At 56.3% G+C, this 21,872-nt stretch carries 30 protein-coding genes; all 30 read right to left on the bottom strand.

Annotation, left to right across the window (positions count from 1 at the left end):
- Positions 1–2: 2 nt before the first annotated feature.
- The 30 genes from K341_RS0109890 to K341_RS0109740 all read right to left on the bottom strand — a co-directional run bounded on the left by K341_RS0109890 (position 3) and on the right by K341_RS0109740 (position 21,860).
- A complete protein-coding gene (locus tag K341_RS0109890) occupies positions 3–521 on the bottom strand; it encodes a phage holin family protein (protein WP_037349633.1) in 519 nt (172 codons plus the stop codon).
- A gap of 53 nt (positions 522–574) precedes the next feature.
- Complete coding sequence (locus K341_RS0109885; protein ID WP_026762690.1) at positions 575–1,315, bottom strand: hypothetical protein; 741 nt, start codon at positions 1,313–1,315, stop codon at positions 575–577.
- A 1-nt stretch (position 1,316) separates the two neighbouring features.
- Complete coding sequence (locus K341_RS0109880) at positions 1,317–1,805, bottom strand: hypothetical protein (RefSeq protein WP_026762689.1); 489 nt, start codon at positions 1,803–1,805, stop codon at positions 1,317–1,319.
- Positions 1,806–1,817: 12 nt separating this feature from the next.
- On the bottom strand, positions 1,818–2,588 hold the full coding sequence (locus K341_RS0109875) for a hypothetical protein (protein WP_026762688.1): 771 nt from the start codon (positions 2,586–2,588) through the stop codon (positions 1,818–1,820).
- A gap of 271 nt (positions 2,589–2,859) precedes the next feature.
- Positions 2,860–6,105, bottom strand: a complete 3,246-nt coding sequence (locus tag K341_RS0109865) for a phage tail protein (protein ID WP_026762687.1) — start codon at positions 6,103–6,105, stop codon at positions 2,860–2,862.
- Entirely contained in the window at positions 6,102–6,542 is a 441-nt protein-coding gene (locus tag K341_RS0109860) for a C40 family peptidase (protein WP_026762686.1), read from the bottom strand. The genes K341_RS0109865 and K341_RS0109860 overlap by 4 nt, the downstream gene beginning before the upstream one ends.
- A complete protein-coding gene (locus tag K341_RS0109855; RefSeq protein WP_211221219.1) occupies positions 6,539–7,429 on the bottom strand; it encodes a DUF2163 domain-containing protein in 891 nt (296 codons plus the stop codon). The genes K341_RS0109860 and K341_RS0109855 overlap by 4 nt, the downstream gene beginning before the upstream one ends.
- On the bottom strand, positions 7,390–7,965 hold the full coding sequence (locus tag K341_RS0109850; protein ID WP_009350435.1) for a DUF2460 domain-containing protein: 576 nt from the start codon (positions 7,963–7,965) through the stop codon (positions 7,390–7,392). Before K341_RS0109850 ends, K341_RS0109855 begins: the two co-directional genes overlap by 40 nt.
- Complete coding sequence (locus K341_RS0109845; protein ID WP_009350434.1) at positions 7,962–10,508, bottom strand: phage tail tape measure protein; 2,547 nt, start codon at positions 10,506–10,508, stop codon at positions 7,962–7,964. The genes K341_RS0109850 and K341_RS0109845 overlap by 4 nt, the downstream gene beginning before the upstream one ends.
- Complete coding sequence (locus K341_RS0109840) at positions 10,505–10,768, bottom strand: hypothetical protein (protein ID WP_009350433.1); 264 nt, start codon at positions 10,766–10,768, stop codon at positions 10,505–10,507. The genes K341_RS0109845 and K341_RS0109840 overlap by 4 nt, the downstream gene beginning before the upstream one ends.
- 59 nt (positions 10,769–10,827) lie before the next feature.
- The gene (locus K341_RS0109835) at positions 10,828–11,169 is read right to left on the bottom strand and encodes a hypothetical protein (RefSeq protein WP_026762685.1); all 342 of its coding nucleotides are present in this window, start codon (positions 11,167–11,169) and stop codon (positions 10,828–10,830) included.
- Positions 11,170–11,220: 51 nt separating this feature from the next.
- Positions 11,221–11,691 carry a phage tail tube protein gene (locus tag K341_RS0109830; protein WP_009350431.1) on the bottom strand — a complete coding sequence of 157 codons (471 nt, stop codon included), beginning with the start codon at positions 11,689–11,691 and terminating at the stop codon, positions 11,221–11,223.
- A gap of 3 nt (positions 11,692–11,694) precedes the next feature.
- Positions 11,695–12,111 (bottom strand): DUF3168 domain-containing protein, encoded by a 417-nt coding sequence (locus tag K341_RS0109825; RefSeq protein WP_009350430.1) that lies wholly within the window; start codon positions 12,109–12,111, stop codon positions 11,695–11,697.
- A gap of 4 nt (positions 12,112–12,115) precedes the next feature.
- Complete coding sequence (locus K341_RS0109820) at positions 12,116–12,616, bottom strand: HK97 gp10 family phage protein (RefSeq protein WP_026762684.1); 501 nt, start codon at positions 12,614–12,616, stop codon at positions 12,116–12,118.
- The gene (locus K341_RS11855; RefSeq protein WP_162141749.1) at positions 12,616–12,918 is read right to left on the bottom strand and encodes a phage head completion protein; all 303 of its coding nucleotides are present in this window, start codon (positions 12,916–12,918) and stop codon (positions 12,616–12,618) included. The genes K341_RS0109820 and K341_RS11855 overlap by 1 nt, the downstream gene beginning before the upstream one ends.
- A gap of 11 nt (positions 12,919–12,929) precedes the next feature.
- On the bottom strand, positions 12,930–13,187 hold the full coding sequence (locus K341_RS0109810) for a hypothetical protein (RefSeq protein ID WP_051217812.1): 258 nt from the start codon (positions 13,185–13,187) through the stop codon (positions 12,930–12,932).
- A gap of 1 nt (position 13,188) precedes the next feature.
- On the bottom strand, positions 13,189–13,452 hold the full coding sequence (locus tag K341_RS0109805; protein WP_026762682.1) for a head-tail connector protein: 264 nt from the start codon (positions 13,450–13,452) through the stop codon (positions 13,189–13,191).
- A gap of 17 nt (positions 13,453–13,469) precedes the next feature.
- Positions 13,470–14,618, bottom strand: coding sequence for a phage major capsid protein (locus K341_RS0109800; RefSeq protein ID WP_026762681.1), 1,149 nt, complete (start codon positions 14,616–14,618; stop codon positions 13,470–13,472).
- A 13-nt stretch (positions 14,619–14,631) separates the two neighbouring features.
- Complete coding sequence (locus tag K341_RS0109795) at positions 14,632–15,270, bottom strand: HK97 family phage prohead protease (protein WP_026762680.1); 639 nt, start codon at positions 15,268–15,270, stop codon at positions 14,632–14,634.
- A complete protein-coding gene (locus tag K341_RS11850) occupies positions 15,240–16,529 on the bottom strand; it encodes a phage portal protein (RefSeq protein ID WP_051217810.1) in 1,290 nt (429 codons plus the stop codon). Before K341_RS11850 ends, K341_RS0109795 begins: the two co-directional genes overlap by 31 nt.
- Positions 16,526–16,708, bottom strand: a complete 183-nt coding sequence (locus K341_RS0109785; protein ID WP_009350422.1) for a hypothetical protein — start codon at positions 16,706–16,708, stop codon at positions 16,526–16,528. The genes K341_RS11850 and K341_RS0109785 overlap by 4 nt, the downstream gene beginning before the upstream one ends.
- Positions 16,709–16,721: 13 nt before the next feature.
- Positions 16,722–18,452 (bottom strand): terminase large subunit, encoded by a 1,731-nt coding sequence (locus K341_RS0109780; RefSeq protein ID WP_026762679.1) that lies wholly within the window; start codon positions 18,450–18,452, stop codon positions 16,722–16,724.
- Positions 18,449–19,018 carry a P27 family phage terminase small subunit gene (locus K341_RS11845; RefSeq protein ID WP_037349622.1) on the bottom strand — a complete coding sequence of 190 codons (570 nt, stop codon included), beginning with the start codon at positions 19,016–19,018 and terminating at the stop codon, positions 18,449–18,451. Before K341_RS11845 ends, K341_RS0109780 begins: the two co-directional genes overlap by 4 nt.
- A 109-nt stretch (positions 19,019–19,127) precedes the next feature.
- Positions 19,128–19,490 (bottom strand): HNH endonuclease signature motif containing protein, encoded by a 363-nt coding sequence (locus K341_RS0109770; RefSeq protein WP_026762678.1) that lies wholly within the window; start codon positions 19,488–19,490, stop codon positions 19,128–19,130.
- A gap of 71 nt (positions 19,491–19,561) precedes the next feature.
- The gene (locus K341_RS0109765) at positions 19,562–19,744 is read right to left on the bottom strand and encodes a hypothetical protein (RefSeq protein WP_026762677.1); all 183 of its coding nucleotides are present in this window, start codon (positions 19,742–19,744) and stop codon (positions 19,562–19,564) included.
- Between the two features lie 215 nt (positions 19,745–19,959).
- On the bottom strand, positions 19,960–20,130 hold the full coding sequence (locus K341_RS12655) for a hypothetical protein (RefSeq protein WP_009350416.1): 171 nt from the start codon (positions 20,128–20,130) through the stop codon (positions 19,960–19,962).
- 152 nt (positions 20,131–20,282) lie between these two features.
- Positions 20,283–20,660 carry a hypothetical protein gene (locus K341_RS0109755; RefSeq protein ID WP_248676907.1) on the bottom strand — a complete coding sequence of 126 codons (378 nt, stop codon included), beginning with the start codon at positions 20,658–20,660 and terminating at the stop codon, positions 20,283–20,285.
- Positions 20,661–20,704: 44 nt separating this feature from the next.
- Positions 20,705–21,046, bottom strand: a complete 342-nt coding sequence (locus K341_RS0109750; protein ID WP_026762675.1) for a dATP/dGTP diphosphohydrolase domain-containing protein — start codon at positions 21,044–21,046, stop codon at positions 20,705–20,707.
- A gap of 9 nt (positions 21,047–21,055) precedes the next feature.
- The gene (locus K341_RS0109745) at positions 21,056–21,259 is read right to left on the bottom strand and encodes a hypothetical protein (protein ID WP_026762674.1); all 204 of its coding nucleotides are present in this window, start codon (positions 21,257–21,259) and stop codon (positions 21,056–21,058) included.
- Positions 21,249–21,860, bottom strand: a complete 612-nt coding sequence (locus K341_RS0109740; RefSeq protein WP_026762673.1) for a recombinase family protein — start codon at positions 21,858–21,860, stop codon at positions 21,249–21,251. The genes K341_RS0109745 and K341_RS0109740 overlap by 11 nt, the downstream gene beginning before the upstream one ends.
- Positions 21,861–21,872: the final 12 nt, after the last annotated feature.

Here is a 21,872-nt window from a genome sequence, read left to right as displayed (position 1 = left end):
ATTTACTCCTCCTTCTTTACACCGAGTCCGCTCTTCTTTCGGATGAGCTCATGCAGCTCTGCGGCCTCTGTTACCCCTGAACGCTCCATATTCTCGAGAATCGACAGCATTTCGGTCACAGACAGGTATCCGACCACAACGACGACCGCGATAGCCGGTGCGCCCGCACGTGTGCACATCGAATCGACAAGCCACGCGGCTGCGACAACGCCGAAGTAGGTGAGCATCTTCGCGACAAATCGCGTACGCATTTCCTCACTCCGGATATACCCAGCACGTCGCGCTTTTGGGATATTCTTGAGACACGCCCAGAAATGGATTTTCTTGCGGCCGCGGTCAGTGAGGTGCTGACGGGACAGTGAGAGCCACTTCGTCAGTAGGTCAACGCACACAAGCGCCGCAAACGCAACAGCCATCTGGAAGTGCGTGTGTGAGGCAAGTGCTATGATGCAGGACGTGCAGACTTTGAATGCCCACGCTTCCTGTAGTCTCTCCAGCACCTTCATCACGATATCCAACATAGCATTCTCCTTTCAGTGTATAAAAATAGCCGCCCTATTGAGCGGCATGAAGCTTAAACGGCTTTTGCGATCATATACGCATAAGCATGGACTTCGGAATACCAATCTACGATGGGATCATACCTCGGCGGTACCCCTTCGTATTTGTGCTCTAACAGTACTTTATTAATGGATACTGTGTTATTCGACACGTTAATCAACGGTTTCCACGCTCTGTTGCTCCCCACTGTTCCCGCCTCTAGGTAGATGAGCTGATCCACAATTATGTCTTCAGACAACAGAAACAACAGCGTATCTGCATCGTACACGTACGACGCGGGATCAGCCCCCCCACAATAGCTTACATCAAGATATCGCGCGTTAGATGAATATACCACTCTTCCGTTTGCATCGAAGACCTCCAACCCCGTGAGGTGCTCGGATGGGCTACGCTTTTTCGTCCCGAATATATACAGGTTTCCTACATTGACGATGTCATCCCTTGCCACGGTCGTAAAAAGGGTCGGCGGATTGTAGAATTGCATGAGAGCCCATGTATTAGGGTTGTCATATTGGCGCTCGATATCTACGCAAAAGGATTTTCCCTGCAACTCTGCTAAACTGACGCCGAATAAATAATAGTCATCCTTCGCCGCATTGCTCGGTTGCGGAACTACATAATCAACGCTTCCGTTAATTGATCGTTTCTCGCATCGTGACATTGGTACGATCTCAATAAGCTCAAGATTTTGGAAAGAGTCATTGAGGATTACGCGTTCATCATCTTCATTGAGATACTCAAAATATCTATCCATATCAATACACTCCGTACAGTATCATCCCGCCATATGGCGCGGGAGTATTCTTCCAGTAGATACGACGGTCAGTTATCCCCAACACAGGATGTTCATTGTTTACCCCAAAAGGATGGACTAGTACGACCATCCACGGATGCTGATTCGGATACTGCTCAAACGTCAATTCTCCGGTTCCCGAGATTGTCATGACACCAAGAACCTTTGTAAGGCGCTTAGTCATGTCGACTTTTATCTTACCGTTTTCGTCAAAGACCTGTAAGCCCTGCGGCATCTCCTTCGCCCACCCTTTCATCGGCACACCGTCTTTGTAAATTGTGACGGGATACTCCATCGGCACAGGTTCAGCCCTATGTCTCGGCGGTTCCCGCGAACTGATCGGCTCTTCCTTTACAGGAGGGCTTTCTGTGCTCGAATTTGCCCTCCGTTTCCACAAGAGGAACACTACCAGCACAACCAACACGAGCCCTACTACAGCATACATACTCATTTCACACCTCTCTTATACTGCTCGAGCTATCATATAGCCATATGCATAGCTCGCTAAATTCCTGTACTCTATATTCTCATCATCTCCGTGATGCCCCCCCCCATCGCCGCCATCTCCAACGTCACCCCCATACGCTGTCATAAACACCGATGCCGCAACGCTCACCGTATCCGCTGATACGGTGAAGGTCGGGCGGATATTGGATTCCGTCCCCCACTGCCCCTTATGCGAGGACTTTACTTCCACGTATACATCTTCCCCAAACGGGATAGCGATCGTGCTGTCATCATACGGTACGGTCGCCGCATCGGGGCCGCAACGGATAACATCCATGTATCGGGCGCCGGACGAATACAGAACGTTACCAGATTCGTCGTATAGCTCTATTCCGCTCAAATGCTCTGCCGGTTTTCGCGTTCGTATAGCAAATGCATAGACTTTCGCAACCGCTGCGATATCATCTCGAAAAACGGGGTGCACTCTTTGCGACGCAGGTAAATCCGGGTCGTAAAGATACAGACGCCTTTCATAGTAATCTTGAGTAACATTTATGCAAAAGCGCTTACCCGATAATCCGGTTAAGCCTAGTCCGTGCACTAGTACTTCCTTGCCGGGCGTCAGCCCGGGAATCGCAGGCAGCGCGTAAGAATAAAGCGTCGGAGTAGTAGCATCTTTCCTGCACTGCGAAAGCGCAGTGACATCAACAAGCTCGAAATTCTGAAAGCGATCATCCAACACGATGCGCCCGTTATCCTCGCTTACATACTCAAAGTAGCTTGACATTCAGCACACCCCATATACCACTACGCTTCCGCGTACCCCTTGATTGCGCCATATAATTTTTCTTCCGGTTCTGCGCACAAGCGGGACTACGCCACGACGCCCGGAAGCTCTCGGATAGATGATGCACCACGGATCAAGATTCGGGAACCCGTCGATCGTAAATTCTCCGTCGCCCGATAGTGTCAGCTTTCCAAGAACACGTGTGAAGCGTTTACTAAAATCCACCTTCACCCGCCCTTGTTCGTCGAACACCTGTAATCCTCCGGCCATTTCACCATACCCCCATTCTTACGCGTAACCTATCCTTATCGTCATAGACAAGGATCAGGTTATCGTGGATCTCCGTCCGTGCACCGCTGTCGGCTGTACGTAGCGTACCAATCTTGGCTGTTATCGCCGACAACTCGTCGACTTGTAGGCGGTCAGCGCCGATCGAATTTGCGACGATACGGTCGCCTTGTATGCTTCCCGCCTCGATATTTTTTGCAATGACGCCGCGCTCAAACTTTGTGTCTCCCGTGACGTGCAGAAATTTACCGTCGATTTGTACGCCGTCCGGGGAAAGGTTAATCTGATTGATCACGTCCCCCTTCTTGACGCGCAGGTTGATATCGTCGCCGAGCTGCGCGATCGCGGTGTACGCACCATCGACTTTTTTAACGATGTTTGTATAGCTTTCAGCCGCGGTCTTGCCTTTGTCGAGTGCATCCTTAATCGTTTCATCTACCTGCTCGATGCCGATCTTGATGTTTTTCAGCCACTCAGGAGGGATCGTTGTCGATACAGTCGTCATAACGACGTCCGACTTTGCGCCCTCGCCAAACATATCGAGGTATGCAACGGCGACCTCGTAGGCCCCCGCGTCACCGGTGAACGTGAAGGTGTTGACCGGTAACACGTACGATTCGGTGTTGATGTAGAGTTTCATTGCTTTCGCCCGCGGCGGAAGCGGGGAGGCAACGACACCGAATCCCCCGAGAAGCTTATGCACCTGCGGAGCCGCGGGCTTGACCGGCGCGGGGACGTTATACTCACACGCAGCGGCCGCGCTGTACTTACCAATCGCGTTACATGCGAATAGATATACGGTTCCCGTGCGCTCCGTCAGCGGTATGGTCGCCGATGTGCTCGTCGTTTTGAGCAACAGGTTACTGTTGGCTGTGCCCGCGAACTCGTCGAAGCGCAACTCGTAGAATGCGACATCTGAGGTAAAATCATCATCCCATCGTGCGACGGCCTCGTTGCCGAAGGAGATGCTGAAATTCTGCGGCGTATTCGGAACGACGTTCTTCCCGACAACGTGCACCGTCGTCTCCGTTGCTATCGCCGCGCGGTTGTTGTACGCGTCGACTGCGACGACCTTAATCTGCCACTCGTCGCCGATGCGCGCCTGGTTGATCGTCGCCTGCCGATCTCCCCGCATCACGAAATCCCACGCACTGAACGCCGTCTCTCCCGCAGGCTTGACGCGCGCGTACACATCGGCGCCCGCGTAACTCGAGATCTCGGGCGGCGTCCACGAGATGATGACGTCGTACCCCGTCCGCGCGTCCGCAAGCTGCCGATATCGTGTCACAGCGGCGAGCTGTGACACTGCCGGCACATACGCCGAAGAGATCGTATACTCATGTGCCGTTACCTCGTCGAGCGCTTGCTCTTGCAAACCGAAGATGTTGTAGGACGTGAGCTTGACATAAATCTTCTTGCCAACGTCGCGCGCGTTAATCGTGTGTTTGAACACGCTGTCGTCAAGGCGTACGTAGTATTCGGTCGGGCTGTGTGATGTCTCCAGCGTTCCATACATACCGCGATGCAGTCCCGTCAGGCTGTATAGATCCTTTCCGATGAGCTCCGCCCCCGTGTGCGCGATGCACTCGCCGTTAATCCAGCCGAGCGTATTGCCACGCTCGGCATCTTGTACGGTGCCCGGGTAAAGCCGCCCCGAGATAAGATTGACAACGCACACCCCATCGCCTGTAGAAGGTACGCGGGATCGGACATCGAGCCGTCCATAGGTACAGCCGCTTGTAATCTTCCCCGCGGCAACATACTTCTCGTTGTCATCCGATACCCAAACGGTAGCGCCGCCCCAGTACTGCCCGCCACTCGTAACGAGCCACACCTCGCTTCCGGATGTCGTAACATCCGCGGGCGGTTGGAAGATGAGCGGCTGATGGGCATCCCCGGGCGTCGCGTTATAGTCGATACTCTCGCTCGTCGTCTCGTGCGTCTCGTATCGTGCCGGTGAGTATATGCCCGGAGGCTTCGCGATGGCCGTGAATTCTAGGCCGCCGTCCGCGGCCTCCGTGACAGTCTTGATAACGACGACCTTCTTATCGATGCCAAGGCAGCGGTCCGTGAGTGTTACGAGATCGCCGGGCTCCAATCGGCAGTGTGCCCACGCCGTTTTAAACGTATACGCATTTCGGCTGTAAAGGTTCCGAAGCGCCTGCTGCTGAGCGATGAGCTGCGCCCGTGCCTTGGTATAGACCCACGGAGCGCTCAGCGTACTCGCGGCGCGCAGCCCTCGTTTCGCAATGTCGGAAGTGATTTCGAAGGATACTGTCTCCTTCTCGTATCCGTTCGCCCGATTGATGAACTCCACCGTGGCCTGATTGTACGCCTCGCTGTTGTCCTTTCGTTCGAAACGTACGAGCGTCCCGTCCGTCTGTGGAATGAAATCGTCGGCCGTGAGATCGTACTGCACATCCTTGTTTGCCTTCCAGCTCCCGACGTCACCGTCGGCGAGCGGCACAAGCTTGAGCTTATTCTGCGACCAAAAGCCGTATGTGTTCGTCAGCGTGCATATCGTCTCGACGATGCTCTGCACATTTCCGCGCGACGTATCATCGGGCGGCGTGGAAAAGAGCAGGTCGGCAGCGGCGCAGTAACGCCTAAAGTTATCGAGCGCGTCAAGGTCGATACTGTACTCGTTGAATCCGACGCCGTCGTTATGATCGGCGAGAATATGCAGAAGCAAGTCGGCGGGGTTCACGTCGACGCCGTCGCCGCTTCCCGCGATTGGATTCTTCACCTCGAAGTTATAGACCGGCAGACTTCCACTGTTACCGAGATCCACGACGCCCGCGAGATACGCCAGCCCGCTATACGGGAGCGCTCTTTCGGGATGCTTGCCCTTCATATACGACCACGGCTCTTGACCGTTGCGGCCGTCAAAGAGCGATAGGCCGAGGCCTTCGCCGGGATAGTTTAGCACCTCTTTGTTGCGCCATACTTTACCGATCCCCTGAATCGGTCCGGCGCAGAGAGCGATCGCAACGGCAACGGTATATGTGTAATCGATACTGACGGACTTCACACCGCCGCCTTTTCCGCTCCTCTGCGTATGGCGGTGTTCATACGCCGTAAAGTCTGTGTAGTCAATAATATTGCCGCTGATGCGCGTTGTCCCGAGTACCTGAGGCACCGTTGCCCCATATGTCGCCGAGTTGATTTGAAAGTCGGATATCTTGTCCGCCCTTGAGGTGATTGTCGTCTTGCCGAAAATCCCGCTCATGTCTTAAACCTCCATATGCCGGCGAGACGGCTGCGTCCTCGCCCGTCGAGAAGAAGCGCCTCGTCATTGTTGGACAGGATAACGCCGAGCCGTACGTAGGCGTGGATCACGCGCGGCCACGCGTCGACGATCGCACCGTGACTGATGCACCGTCCGAATTTATAGAGCGCGAAGTCTCCGGGCTGCGGCTCCCCCGTCACCGGTTCGCAGTACCGCTCGATAAATGCAAGGTACTTTTCCTCGCTCCGGTGCAAGTGCCATTCCTGTGAATACGTGCCCGTCTGTACCGTGCCGCGCTGTATCAGCCCCGCATCTTCCACGGCCGCGATCAACAGCTGACCGCAGTCAATGCCGACGCCTTTCACCTTTGCGCATCCTTCGTACGGCGTACCGAGCCACCCATACGCGGCATCGCGTATCTTCTCGCCCGCCGTCATAGGACGCTCTCCTTCTTCGGCACGTACGGCGTTGCACAGTTCCGCGCCCAGTTATTGAATTTCTGCCGGCAGGTCTCGGGCTGCTTGTCGCACCCCGGATAGATCTTCATGCGGTCGCCCGCGGCGGGGATTGCTTCTGCCGGTACGAGAATCTCTATGCGACGACCGTCATAACTCTTCTTGATTGGGGACACCTGCCCTGCAAGCGCGCCGGTCAACCACTCGACGCCGCCCGTGTCGTAGTAGCCGGCCGCGAAGTCTACGCTGACCACGAACATGACGTCGCTCTCTACCGTCTGCACGACCGCATCTTTTCGATACTTTTTGATATCAACGCCGCAGCGCGCGCCGTAAAGAGAATACGGACAGGACGGATAGAACTTACGCGTCGGCCACGCGACATTGAGCTTCTGCACCTCGCTCTTGACCCACAGCTGCAGCGTCAGCCCGCCGCCCTGCCGGATCTCAATACTGCCGGTAAACAACGGAACGGTTCCGACGATCTCGTTATCGTCGCTGAAGAATGCCCGCTTGAGCGTGAGTTCTCCGCCATCGAGGCCGCCGTTATGCGCGATCTGCATCAGTGGTTCGGTATGGAGCTTATCGACGTCAGTAACATACATCGTTACGTCAAGCTTATCAACCGACATACTCGACTGCAGCTTGATCTGATTCCGAACGAAGATCGGGCCGTCATGCCGGAACGTATGGTTGTCGGCGATAATGTCGATATCAAAGTCGGTATAGTAGAGCCTCTCGCCGTTCGCAAGCACGAACTCATAGAGATCGCACGAGACATACCGCTGTCTTTCGTTCAGATACTTTTGCAGAGCTTCATTGACTTCTTTCATCGCACCGTCACCAGCTTCATTGACTTTGACCTCCATATGCTGTCGAGGACAACCTCGATCGTGAACTTATCGTCTGAGAGACGTACGCGCCAGTAGTAGCCGTAGGACGCTGTCACCTTCGCGCCATTCGGCGGTGCAGCCGCAAGCGTGATGATGCCGTTGTCGTCTACGGTTGCCTCGACCTTCACGTCGTCGACCTTGACTTCGAGCGTATCGGGCTTTAGGTCAAGGACGGGCTCCGCCCATGTGCCGAACCGGCGCAACGCTTGATACTTCGTCTTGGCGCCCGTGCCAATGCCGAGCTGTATGCCCTGCTCCGCGTTGTGCTCGGGGTCCGGCCATAGAAAAGGCTCATACCTACCGCGCAGGCTCGCGAAGAATCCATAGAGTAAATCGCCCGCCTCGGGCGTCAAAATAGAGTAGCTTGTCTCGATCGTCCAACGCGGATATGCCCAATTCGTCAAGACGCGTTCTTTGCCGCTGCCGGCTTCCTTCACCGTCGTTGACCATGCCTGCGCCTTCGTAGACTTCCACGCGATGCCATCAGTCACCGGCAGCACCTTTAATTTCATGCGAACGCGCCTCCTCCCATACTGAACTCTCTTGCGCTGTCAGCGAGATAGCGCTTCAGCTCCACGCCGCCGCCTGTCTGCAGCCAGTGAGAAAAGCTTCCCGCGTCCATTGCGCTGACTTGCAGCGTTACGTTGCCGCCGATCCCTTGTCCTGCGATCCCCTTTGCGATCTCGCCGAACGTATTATCATTGAGCGGCAGGACAGCCTCGGGGTGCTTGCCCTCACCGATGAGTGCCAGCGTCGGACCGTAGGCGTAGCCGCCCTCTGCCATCGCGCGGAACGGCGACGCGACGCCGAAGCCCGTAAACGATCCGCCGGCAAACGGGATGCCTGTTCCTGTACCTCCGAGACCTCCGAAGCTTCCAAAGCCACCGAAACCTCCTGTGACAATCATCTTCGGAATTGCTGCCGCCCACCATGCAGCCGCCAATGTCGCGGCTTGTGCGGTGCCTGTAGCAGTTTCCTGCGCCTGCTGTTTTTTAGCAAAAGCAGCGGCGAGCACCTGCTGAATACGCCACTGAATATACATCTGGATCATCTGCTTGATGACACCGCCGAGGGCGTCGCCAAGCGACTTTGTCCCCATGATGAAGTCTGTAATGGACTTGCTGAAGTTCTGCCGGAACTGCTCCATGATTTGAAGGGAGAATGCACTGTAGCTTTCCTCCGCCGCCATGCGCCAGTCATGATACTGCTGCAAGGCCGCCTGTCTTTCTTCTAGGCTTGCTATGAACGCAACATTCTCATCGGAGAGCGCCGCCTGATAACGCTGTACGTCCCCTTCATCCATCGCCGCGCGCATCTCCGCTTCGATCGCTCTTGCGCGCGTGCTGTTCGCGAGCATCGCTTTATTGGCATCTTCTTCGATCAAGGTACGGCGCTTTGCGACCTCTTCCGCGGCGGCAGCCTCTGCTTCCTGCCGTTCGAGCAGATACCGCTCAGCCTCCGCAAGGATCGCCGCGTCGCCCGTCTTCTCGGCATCGGTTTTGATCTTCACCGCTTCTTCAACGGATTTGCGATACTGCTTGAGGAAGTCGTCAAGGCTCTGCTCACGACGAATCCGTTCCTCTTCGATCTGACTGTAAACTGCCTGCGCCCCGTCAAGCATACCGACTGAGAGCTGCCGCCCCGCGTTCGCGAAGTTATCCGTGAGTTCGCCGGAGGATTCAGTTGCCCGTTTAATGTCATCGGTGATTTGCTCGATCTCACGCTGCAAGCGCTCTGCTTCGGCTTTGGCCTTGCGCGCTTCAATTTCTGCTTCGTGCGCTGCGGAACGTCCGCCGCCTCCGCGGGAGCCCCCGGAAGAAGCCGCACCGAAATTAAATTCCGGTATCTTGGGAGGCGCGTTAAGCTGCTCCACTTCCGCTTGATGTTCACGGTCTGCCGCATCCGCTGCCTCATCTACCGCGGCGTTGATCTCTCTGCGTTTTTTGATTGCCGCGATTTTGTCAGGATCGGCGTACGCCGTCCCTGCCTCCTCGTCAACCGTAAACGCCTCCATACCGTAGTTCTTAAAAGCTTCGTTCTGCTTATATGCGCTGTACGCAACAACGCCCGCAGCAATGGCCACGGGTCCCGCTACCGCAAGACGTGCGGCGATAGCGGCATTACGCATCTCAACGAGTGCGGCGATGACCTCTCCTATGCCGGTGATCAGTGGCCCAAAGGTAAATATCAGCGCGCGAATCCCAAGCCCCAGCCCGCCGATTGCGGCGGCGACCTCTAGGGTAGTCAGCATTGTATGTTTTTCTTCGTCCGACATCTTGCTGATCTTGCCGGAGGCTTCTTGCACAAAATCTGCAAGCCTTCTTAACTCCGGCAGTAAGAGACTACCAACCTGCACCCCCGCGCCAACCATCGCTGCTTTCGCCTCGTTGATCTGAAACGTCATGTCCTCCCATGCCTGCGTCGTTTCGTGGTCGAGCACAAGCCCCGCAGCACGGGCACGCTGCGTCATGCCGTTCAGCTGTTCCTCCGTGAGGTTCAGCAAGTCGTTCAGCTTCGCGCCCGAGCGGCCGAAGATCTCCATCTCCATCGACGTCTTGGCAACACCGTTCGCCATCTCGCGATGACGTTTTGCGACGTTGGCCAATATATCCTGCGCCGAGAGCAACTTGCCGTTCGCGTCGGTGATTGTGATGCCGTACTTCGTGAAGATATCAGTCGACTGCTCGCCTGCCTCGTTTGCCTTCACAATCGACTGATATGCCGTGACCGAGTTCTTCGACATCTTGGACAGGCTGTCCCCCGCATCAGACATACTGAGTCCGACAGCCTGCGTAACATAGAGCAGCTCGGAACAGCTTTCGGCAGACATGTTCGTCTTATCCTCGAGATCGTTGACCGCCGCCGCCCAAGACTTGGTCGCCGCGATCGCGCCACCGACCGCCGCAACCGACATGCCGCCGATACCGACCATCATGTTGCTGATGCCCTTCAAGGACTCCTGGAAGACCTCGACTTCTGTCTTAGCTTTCTTGAGCCCCTTGACCATGTCGGAGCTGTCCGCGCCAAGCTGTACGATGAGCTCTGCAATCTTCAATCCGTTTCTCCTCCTCTCTGCCTTCTGTCCATCGCCATAAAATACTCTCTATCCTTTGCCAGCTCCGCCTCCGAGATCTCCCGCCGCGGCGCAAGTGGCTTATAGATAACGTCGGGCGGGATCGCCTTTTTGACGTGCGGCGCGATGATCCAGCTCACGAAATACGATCTTTCCTGCTGCTCGATCTGACGCCGCAGTCGGTACCCCTCGATGAGATCATAGAACTCGCTCGGGGTGAGCGCATAGAACGTATTCGGCATCAGCGCGAGCGGTCCGTATGCGATCGGCTTTGCCGCATTGATCCAGCCGGCAAAGGACGTTATTTTTTTCCGCCGTTCTCGCTCGTGATGGGCTTCTCCTGCTTGCCGTAAATGCCAGACTTGTAGAGCGCCATGACGAGAGCGCCAATGATCGCGATCAGACTTCCACCCTCATCGATGCACTCCTGCACCTTATCGCGGATCGTCTTATCGTCAAGTTCCGGATGGCAGTGCTTATATGCGATTGGCAAGGCCTTGAACACAAACATCGCGCCGAAGTCGTCGTCGCCCATCAACTTGAATACGCTTTTGCCCGTCGCCATCTCGAGCATCTCGATGTCGGCGATCGTGAATTTCAAGTAGTCTGTATCGTCTCCGAAGTATGGGAATTTAACTTTCATTGACCTGTCTCCTTATAGCAAAAACGGGGGCTCCCGCCCCCGCCCATCTGATTAGCCGCCGGCTGTGATCTTCGTGCCCTGCTTGAGCGGGCCCTTGCCACTGAGCTTGATCGACAACGTCGCAACGTCCGTGTGCGACGTATCAATGCTAAACTCCGTCACGGCCGCCCATCCGATGTAATTTGTCCCATCCGGATAACGGAACCGACAATGCACCGGCTGACCGTTCGTGAACGCGAAGTCAACGGCCTCGGCGCCCTTGTCATCGATGATAACGACGGCATCCGCCTCCATCGACCAACTGCGCAGACCTGCCGCAGAATCCTTCCAACTCCCCGACGTCTTATGACTTGCGTCGATCTCGTCCGCCTGACGGGACAGCTTCGTCGTGCGCTGGCCGCCGACCGCCGTCCAAGTCGGCGTATCTTCGTCAGCGCCCGTGTTGACGTCGAGAATGAAATCCTTGCCGAGGGCAAGATGCAGAGCCGCGTCTTTGGGCGTCGGCAGCTTTGTAATCGGCATATGTTATTCCTCCTTCTTGGTATTGAGCACATCCGCCGCAAGCGTTATCACACCGTGATACCCCGAAGGATCCTCGGCGAATGCCTCGAAAAAATCTATCTCCTGCCGGACGACTTCGAACTCGTCGTCAAGCGTTAATCGGCTGTGCTCGATGAGCAGTGCAATGTCGTTCGTGATCTGCTGCACTTCCGCGCGACCGGACTCCGCCGACCACACGTCGAGCTGCAGCGTCACGTGCGCGACGTCATCCTGCTTCGTTCCATCGGGCTTATAGGTAAATGCGCCGAACGTGATGCACGGCAAATCATACCGCGCGTTAACGTCGTCCGGTACGGCGTCGTAAACAGGGACGTCCTGACACTCCGTCAGCCGTTTGTAGATCGCCCGCTGGAGGGCGATGAGCGGAATCCGTCGTGCCATTCGATCACCTCTTCTTCGGCTGCAGGGCCTTTTGCAGGTTCTGAATATACCGCGATCGCTCGCTCGAAAATGCGGGGCTCATGTACGGATGCGCCTTCGATCCGTGATGCTTATACGACATACGGTAACCGATGCCGGGGATCTTCATTGCTTTCGGCACGCGGCGCCCAAAGAGCCCGACCTTCGGTTTTGCGCGGACGGGATTCGTTGAGCGCAGCTTTGCCTTGCTCCCCGCCATTCGAACGCCGTGCGTTCCGAACTCGACGAGATGCGCATGCGGGGCGGTGCTCCGCACGGTCCCCGAGATGACGCGCGCATCGAAGGTCTTTCGAATGCGCTTTGCAAGATAACCGGAGCGCGAATGTATACGAGCTTTCGCACCCCGGCGTATCGCATTGAGACTGCGATTGACGGCTCGGGCGAGCCGGTCTTTCGTCTCCGCTTCGTAGCTGTCGATCGCGAGGAACACCTCTCGAACGCTCTCGGTTTTAACCCGTATAAGCATCAGCTCTCCACCTCCCGCACTAACGCGCACTGCGTCTCAAGGTCATATGGCTTGACGTCAATCACCTCATAGCGATGACGCCCCTCGACGACTTGATCGCCGCGCCGTATTTCGATACCGCCGCGGCGCGTCACAATCTCGCCCGTGAGCTCCGTTGCGGGAGTTCCCGCCGCAAGCTGTTCACGGATGCGCGGGCTCCGCACATCCGCCCATAGCTGACCGACGTCCTCCCATTTTGACGAATACCCGCCCATGCCGTCAGGCTTCTGTATGCGCCTCCGTACGATTACACGGTAACGCATACGCCCGGGGTTCATTTCTTCCCCTTTCCTTTCGCCTTTTCGGGCTTTTCGGGCTTAAGGGGTTCTGCCGGCTGTTCCGGTTCCGGCTCTGGTTCCGGCTCTGGTTCCGCCGAAGGCGCACTCTCTTCGGGAGCTTTCGGATTCCCGATCGGCTCGACGAAGTCGCTGTCAAGGTAGAGGCGCAGCTCTTCTTCTGTTCCTTCGTACACATCGCCGACGCTCAGCCAATGACCGCTGATGACGGTTTTAATCAACACGCGTACTTTCATGCTATTCTCCTTTCTCCGTTTCAAGCTGCAGCATGAGCGCGGTAACGGAAAACGGCAGCTCGGAGCCCTGCCCCGCCAGCTGCCGATTTTCGTACCAATGCGCGACAAGGAACTTAACGATCAGCATTCCCTTCTCGTTGTCCTCCCGCACTTCAACGCCCGTGCCGCTTTTGATAAAGCTGACGGCGGCGGCTATCAGCCCGCGCAGCAGCTCGTCTTCATGATCGTGGTCGATCCGCAAATACAGCTTTACGGCTTCCAGCATGCCGCCTGCCTCCTCTCTTACGCGAGCGTAATCTGTCCGTAGACAACCGCTTCGGCATCAACCTTGCGCACGTCGAAACGCGTGATGCCCTTGATGTCGAAGCTGTCACGCTCGAATGACTGCCCGCCAACCGTCGTCCCCTCGAGGCTAAGCGCCTGACGGTCAAAGAGCGTGATCGCATCCTCAAGCGAGCCGATAAAGACCGGAACCTTCTTCGTTTCGGTCGGCAGCGTCCGATTCGAGACGACGTGCACAGGATGGCTGAACAGCATCTTCTGCGTCGGCTCGAGCGGATTCGGCTGCAGGAGATAGCGCCCCTGCAAATCCTTGAGCGTGTCAAGGTAGTTAAACCCGTCCTGATTCGTGACGACCACAGAAGCCAGCGCGATCTCGGGATCAAGATCAACATTGAGCACGCCCTTGATGCTGTCGACGTCCGCAAGCGGCTTTGCCGTCAGTGTCTTGAGGAGGGCAACGATCTTCGCGTTGCGCGTGACAACGTCCTTCTTGGCGAGCCAGCGCGTCACATAGTCGATCAGATTCTGATCGGTGTCCGCGAGAAGCTCTTTAGACATCGGCAGGATGCCGCCGTACTTTTTGATCGCGTATTCGATCCGGACGAACTCAGGCTTGTCGGTGTCAGCCAGCTTCGCAAACTCGGCGACATCCGCGAACGCGGTCATCACCGACGACTTCTCGATGACGCGCGAGCCGGACATCGTGACGACGGGTTCAATACGCACGAGCGCGTCAAGCGGGTTCAACGTGCGCTTGAGCTCGTTGATGCGCGTCTGCACATCGACCGGCACGATGTATCCGCCCTCGGCTCCCGTCGTCTCGTTGAGCCCTGCCGACGCACGCACGGAGGGAATCAACTTGCTTTCCGCCTCGGTGATTGCACGTCCACGCAGGAGCTTTGCAAGGACGTCGGCGCCGCGCACCTCGGTCTCCTCTACGCTCGTCTCAACTGTTTCCGCGCCGCGTGCGGCGGGCGGTACGACCTGCGGCAAGTCAAGCTCGCGCATGACATCGAGCTCGCGCTTCATCTTGCGGAGCTCCTCCGTCTTCTCCTCGGCTTCACTGAGCTTGTCCGTCTCAAGCAAGCCGCGAATCTCTTCCTGCTTCTGCTCCATCGCCTGACGCAGAGCACGTTCTTTCTCGTTCATGTGTGATCCTCCTTTAGTCAACTAAGCATTCTACTTCAACGGCAAGACGCCGTTTCAGAGTCTCTCTTTCCTCAGCCGCCTGTCGAGCGGCTTCATCGGCAGCCTTCGCCGCGGCAAAGGCGCGTTCGCTCGCAACGGCTTCCGTATCCGGATAAGCCGGCGTCGTAACGATTGACACGTCCCACAAACGCGCGATCTTTGTGACCTCGCGGTGATACATGTCTATGTCATGCTCATACGTCCACGCCTGCCCGTCGTCGGCAACCGTGAACGCGAACGAGCACTGATTCACCACGCCCGCGCGCATGTTGCGCTCGAGGTCAGCTGCATAGCTCGTTTCGGTCGGCGTCAGCGTAAAACGTAGGCCGATGCCGTCAACGGTAAGCCGCAGGCTCCCCTCGCCGCTCGGCACTGTGCTCCGCGCAAGCGGATAACTCGCGTCATGGTTATACAGCGCGACGACGTTCGACATGTCTGTCCCGTCAAGACAGTTCTCACGCAGGATTTCGTCAAAGCCGCCGAGGTTCTCGGAGCGCCTGTTAAATTTAAGCGCGTAGCCTTCGAACACACGCCGCTTGCCTCCGGCACCGTCATCGATCTCCCGCAGTTCAAGCGCCGTCGTCAGCGTCCGCCGCTCTCTCTGTGCTCCCATCCCCCCTCACCTCCTTTCAAGCGCGCCGAGCCGGCTTTCGCGAGCTGCAGCGCTTCAAGATTATCCAGCGTCGTATAGTTAAGCGAGACGAAGTGCTTGTCTCCGTTCTCACCGATCGCAAGCTGCTCTTCCATCGCGCGCACCTCGTTGATCGTGTAGACGCCCGTCTCGAGCATCTGCTTATAGTACTGCGCGCGCATCGCACTGTCGCCGCGGAGCTCGGCAGCCGCGTTGAATTTGACGTAATACTTCGTGCGCTCCGTCTCCGTGAATAGCTTGTAGTTGATCTCCTGCTCCCACTGCGTAAAGATCGGAAGGAGCGTCGTCTTGATGTAGTCAAGTCCCATCGCCTCAGCATTCGCATAGGTCGCACGGTCAAGCTGCGCGAGTTTGTGCGGCGGCACACGGTAAACCTTCGCAACCTCATTGATGCCGAACTTCTGCGTCTCGATGAACTGTGCTTGATCGAGCTGCATGCCGAGCGGCTTATAGTCAAGCCCCATATCAAGGACGGCCACCTTGCCCGCATTCTCAGGTGTGCCGTAAATCTTATCCCACTCGCCGCGCAGCTTGTTCTTTGCTTCCGCGTCTATCTTCGTGGACGCCTGCAACACGCCGCTGACGTGCGTGCCGTTTTTGTAGAAGTTCCTGATGAACTCCTTCGTCGCCTTCTGCCCGTCGAGCTCCGGCGCGAGCGTCTTCCACGGGGGCACGCCGACAATGCCGTTAAGTGTCATCGTACGCAAATGCAGCACGTCGGACGGCTGTAACACGTACTGTCGCCCTGCGCGGTCGTGCGTGTGGTAGGTCAACTGACCTGTCCCAACGTCAAGCCGCGGCACCGTAACGGACGGATCAAGCACCCAGAGCGCATCGGGATATCCGGACGGCCCCCACGCAATCAGCGCGTAGGCGTTGCCGTATAGTCCGAGATGCGCCTGCAGCGTCTGCTTGAATGTGAATGCGGACATCAAGGGGTTCGCGCGTTCGTATAGCAGACGCGCCGCGGGATGCTTTTTCCCCTCGTCTCTGCCTCCGTCAACGGTGAAGGTGTGGATCGGAAGCTTGGCGATATCGTCGGCAAGGATACTCACGCACGCATATACGTTCGAGTTCCGCGCTGCCTGCTTCGCCGTGATACTCCCATCCTCTCCGCTGAGTGCGGAGATCAGCCACGCGGCGGGATTCAGCAGATCGCTCGCCGGATCATCCACACCGAGAAAGGCGCCGCGGCGGGAGAATAGTTTCTGCAGGATCATCGTTTACCGCCGCCCTCGATGTCCGACCTCACACGCGCTATGATGAGCGCGGCAATAAAGCTGACCAAACCGAGCACGAAAAGCCCTAGGATAGGATCAAGCATCGTGCTCCCCACGACGATACACGCCGCACTGAACACCAACAGGCCGTCGTCAGCCCAACGCCATAACTTACCCATATTCACAACCTCCTCACAAACTAAAATCATCGCTGAGTATATAACTTTCAAGATCGGTATCCGCCATAGACAGCGCCCGCGTGAACGCGTTCATCACGGACGCGATCGGATCGATCCTATTTGTTGACTTCGCTTTATCGAGCATGATGTTCCCCTGACTGTCGACGCGCATCACCGCGTTGCTGATCGCCCAGTCAAGGAGCGGATTTTCAACGTGCAGGATGTCGCCCTGATAGGCCGCCTCGCGGAATCCCTTCGTCGGCTCGGAGAGCGTTGCGACACCCTGTCGTACTTCGACGCACGTGAGCCCTGCCGCGTCGAGCTCCTGCGCGTAGTGCGTGGCGTTATACGGGTCGTAGCAGATCTCGCGGATGTTGATTCCGAGCTCGTCCGCTTTCGTGAGCAGCCACTCAGTCATATACCGGTAGTCGACCACCTCGCCCGGCGTCACCGTCAGATGTCCCGCCCGCGCCCATGTGCTATATGGGACGCGGTCGGTCTTCTCCTTGGCGTGCATCGTGTCTTCCGGGATAAAGCTGTGCCCGAGTACAAGATGCCGCCACCGATCTTGATATTTGACCGGGATAACGATCCCCGCCGACGTGAGGTCGATCTTACTTGAGAGGTCGATACCCACGTATGCGTCGGCGCCGTGATAGTCGACTGACGCAAGATCGACCGCGCCGCGGGCTTTCCACTTCTCCATATCCATGTAGGATTGGGCGGTGCGATTGACCCACAGATTCATATTCTTCGTCAAGAACGACTCCATCTTCTCGGGGCTCTCTATCGCCGCGTTCAGCTTGCTGCGGATATTCGCGACGCCTTCGTCGTAGGACGCGGCTATCGGATTCGCTTTGATCCATGTCGTTTCGTCGTTGACGTCGTCAAGCAGATTACCGGATTCGTCATGGTCGAGCTCGTTGACCATGACGAAGTAATCGACAACGTCAAAGTCAAGCGCGGGGTTTAGTATCTTCTCGACGAGCGGATATTCGACGCGATAGCACGGCCCGCCGAAGTTCGAGCCCGCTGTCGTAATCACAAACAAGAGCGGCTGCGACCGAGCGATCATACCGGTGTTAATCACCTCGAGGATCTCGTCTGTCGGATGCGCGTGGTACTCGTCAATCAACCCGCCGTGTGGACTCAATCCGTCGCCCGTCTTACCATCGTCTTTCGACAGCGCACGCATGACGCTGTCCGTCTTCGGATGCGTGATGATGCTGTACTTCTCGTGCCACTTGCCGCGGAAAAACTCAGGACTGCGCCGCAGCATCGCGACGGTTTCCTTGTAGATGATCTCGGCCTGCGCCTTCTTCGTCGCGCCGATATACACCTCGCTCATTGGTTCCCCGTCCGCCATAAGCAGATAGTCACCGACAAGCGCGAGGCTCTGCGACTTCGCGTTCTTGCGCCCCACCTGCCAATAGGCGCGACGGAAACGGCGAAGCCCTGTCTCCCGATGTACCCAGCCGAACACGTTGCCGAAGATAAATCGCTGTATCGGCGCAAGCTCGATCGGCTCGCCGGCAAGAATCCCTTTCGTGTGTTTGTGAAGGCGAGCCCACGCGTAGAAGCGCTCCGCCCGCGGCTCGTCAAATACGTACGGGAAATCATCTGTGCCCGCGCGCTCGACGTCGCGCAGAAACCGCATGCACGCCCATCGGTGCTTGACACAGCAGCATGCGGCATCAGCGATGCAGGCTTTACTATATGCCTCGAGTTCTTCGAGCAGGCTCATACGTCAAAGCCCCTTTCCGCCGCCGCGTCAAGCTTCTTCTCCGGCGTCTTCGGTACGTTCTTGATTTTAGCAACCGGATTGAGAAACAAGCGATCCTCCATCTTGACGAGCGCATCCATCTTCGCGTTGATTGCCTTGTCGAGCGCGAGCAGACCCGCAACCGAGAGGATGTAGTCGATCTTCTCAAAGGTCTTCACTGCGCGCTGCCGGGAATAAACCTCCGGCAGAACAGCAGTGAGCAGGCCCTCATCCATGCCGTCAATCTTGATCTCGCGTATGCGCTGCCGGTGCTCGACAAGATCGAGGTATTCGGCGTACGCCACGCAGTACCGCGCAAGCATGCCGACGTCACCGGAGCGGACGAAATCAAAGCCCTGATAAAGCTTTACCATCTCCCGCCACTTCTTCGCGGCCGCCGGAAGTGCTTTCACAAACGAGGGACAAACAAGTTTCGAATCGCCGAATTTCACTTCGGCTCTTTTGCGGTGCTCGATCTCGGCTTTCGTCAAGTGCCTCTTATTGCCGTTTACAAGATGCAGTTCAATCGGTTTTGCGTTTCGTCCCATGCGATACACCTCCTTTCATCAAACAAACGGTTTAATCTGACAGCTTTGTAACACGAAATTTTTACAGAAAAAGGAAAGGCGCGGTACGGTAAATTGTCTGAAAACTTTTTCACCGCCCGGGGGCATTTCCGAATCCGCCGTCCTCTCTCGCCGTCTTGCGGTCATGACAGCGCTTTGACATCGCCTGCCAGTTAGTTTTATCCCAAAACAAATTTTGGTCGCCCTTATGCGGCTTGATATGGTCAACGACCTCCGCCATGAGAGGCGCGCCGCTCGCCACACACTCAGGACACTCGCACGTCGGATGCGCGGCGAGGAACGCTAGGCGTTCGCGCTGCCACCGCGCATTATATCCGCGGCGGCTCGGCGATAACCTGTCGCGTTCGCGCGTCTTCTTATGCGCTTCGCAGAATCGTTCGCGCGTCAAGACATGACAGCCCGGCATGCAACACTCGTGCAGCGCTCGCCTCATACCCTCGCCCTCCTTTCATCCCATGCAAAAAGGACGCCGCCATAATGGCAACGCCCTTTTTGCGTTGTAGGTTAGTTTGTTTTCATCATACGCGCGGCACGCGCAGGATCCTTCTTGACAATAACCGCGAAGGCTCGGATGAGCTCCCACTCGTCATCAGAAGCTCGCGTCTGCCTTTGCTTTCTCAGTTGTCCGTCGGGAGACGTACGCGGACGCCCCGCCCCTTCGCGCGCACCGCCCCATCCGTTAGTCATGGCGCACCCTCCAGTACACGACCCATGCGGATAGCATTACGCCGACGCCGACGCCTAACAGCCAGTCTAGCCATTGTATAGTATCTGCTCTGCGCGCAATCAGTACGGCCATCACGACTGAGAAAAACAATATTGTCTTCATCGTCCTACATGTGATAGAATGTCCACAGGTCAGGGGCGATTGCTCGCCCCCTTTCCTGTGGCTCCGCTGTCAGCTATTTGCGCTTCCGACGCTTTCGACTGCGGGGCTTTTTCTTTTCGGATTTCTCTTTCGACTCTTTCTCGGTTTTCCTTTCTTCGAGCCATTTGCCGAGCTTGTAGAGTCCTTCGCCTACCGTCATCAGCGCGGCGGCGAGTTCGATGTAATCCGTGCCCTTTTCTATCACATGTACCACCTCCTTTCTATGGTTTTATTATATCGCCTCCTCTTGTTTTTGTCAATACTTTTTCTAGCTATTTTTATATTTTTTTGCTGAAAAGGCGAAGTATCTTGTCGGACGCTTCGCCTCATATTCCACAGCCTACACTATACCACAGATCAAATAGGAACTTCTAGGCACTCTTTTTCAAAAGCTCGTAATGCTGCGCCGTGCATATGTGTCACCCATCGGTATGTATACCCCATCGCACAGGCAATCTGCTCCCAGCTCTCGCACAGGATATACCGCCGTGTCAGGACTTCGCGATAACGCACGTCGGACAGCTTCGCGATCAGCGCCTTTGCCTCCTCGCGCTGCATGATTACAGTGTCCCACTGCCGATTGACACGCGCGGCGTAGTACTCGAGTTTTGCAATCGCGGCGGACAAGTCCGTGGGTTGACCGCCTCCGCTGACAATGGTCTTGTTATAGCTAACGCCCTTCAGGCTGATAATATCGGCTTCACACTGTACGCGTTCGGATTCAAGGAGACGCAACAAACGCTCTCCTTCTCGTACTTTTTGCAGGTATTCTTTTGCTCTCAACGTGCGCCGACCTCCGCTTCCTCCATCATCGCAAACGCCATCATGCAGCGCATACTCGCGTTGATGATATGGCTGTCACTCCGATCACCTGCAAGCCACAGCGAGAGATGCCGCAGTGCGCGTGCGGCGTGCTCCTCTGCAGGGATACTGCGCCACGTTTCGCCCGGATGCTTACGCGCCCCTGCCGTGAGTCCCTCGGCAATTTTATCAAGCCATGGGAAATGGATATAGCGGTATTCGTTCTGCTCTTCGTCCTGCGGATACCTTTCAAGCCCCTGTGGAGAGATCAATCCCTCCTCCATAACGGAGTATTTCTTCACCGCGCTTTGTTCGCTCATGCCATCCTCCTATTCCGTCCTCTGCCAGTCATAAAGCCTTGCCCATGCCTCAAGCCTGTCTAACGCATCCTTCTTCGTGGGATACGCCCCTATAAGTACTTCTGGCGCCTGTCCCTGATCAGCATAGTACACCGAGTACCGCAGCCTCCCTTTTGCTGATTTCCCATCCGGCGCGACGTAGTAGACTATGCCGAGCTCGTCCTCATACCGCATCTTGTACCTCCTTTTCGTATCGCTCCGCACGGTAACGAAAGGTAGCAAGCGGCATACTGCACGCCCGCGCTGCCGCACTCCCTGTAATTTTCTCTGCTTTCCACTGCCGATAGCATTCAAGAAAGTTCTCCGGCAGCGGGCGCGCCGGTCTGCCAAACTCTACACCGCGCGCTTTTGCCGCCGCGATCCCTTCGGCTTGTCTCTGCTTGATGTTCGCACGTTCGCTTTCGGCAACGAACGAAAGCACCTGCAAGACAAGATCGCTGATGAACGTTCCGATGAGGTCTTTCCCCCGCCGTGTATCAAGCAGCGGCATATCGACGACCACAATGTCAACGCCTTTTTCCTTGGTCAATATACGCCACTGCTCTTGTATCTCTTCATAGTTCCTGCCGAGTCGATCGATACTCTTGATATAAATCACGTCGTCCTTTTTCAGACGCCGCACCATCTTCTGATAAGCGGGGCGGTTAAAGTCTTTGCCCGATTGCTTATCGACGAAGATATTTTTCTTTGGTATCTCAAGCGTTTGCAGGGCGATTATTTGCCGATCCTCATTTTGCTCGCGAGTGCTAACGCGCACATACCCGTAAATTGACATGTTGCCCTCTCC

It is taken from the genome of Centipeda artemidis DSM 19719, from assembly GCF_000426665.1.
GTDB lineage: Bacteria > Bacillota > Negativicutes > Selenomonadales > Selenomonadaceae > Centipeda > Centipeda artemidis.
Note: the sequence above shows the minus strand (reverse complement) of the source record. Positions and strands in the feature narration are given on the sequence as shown.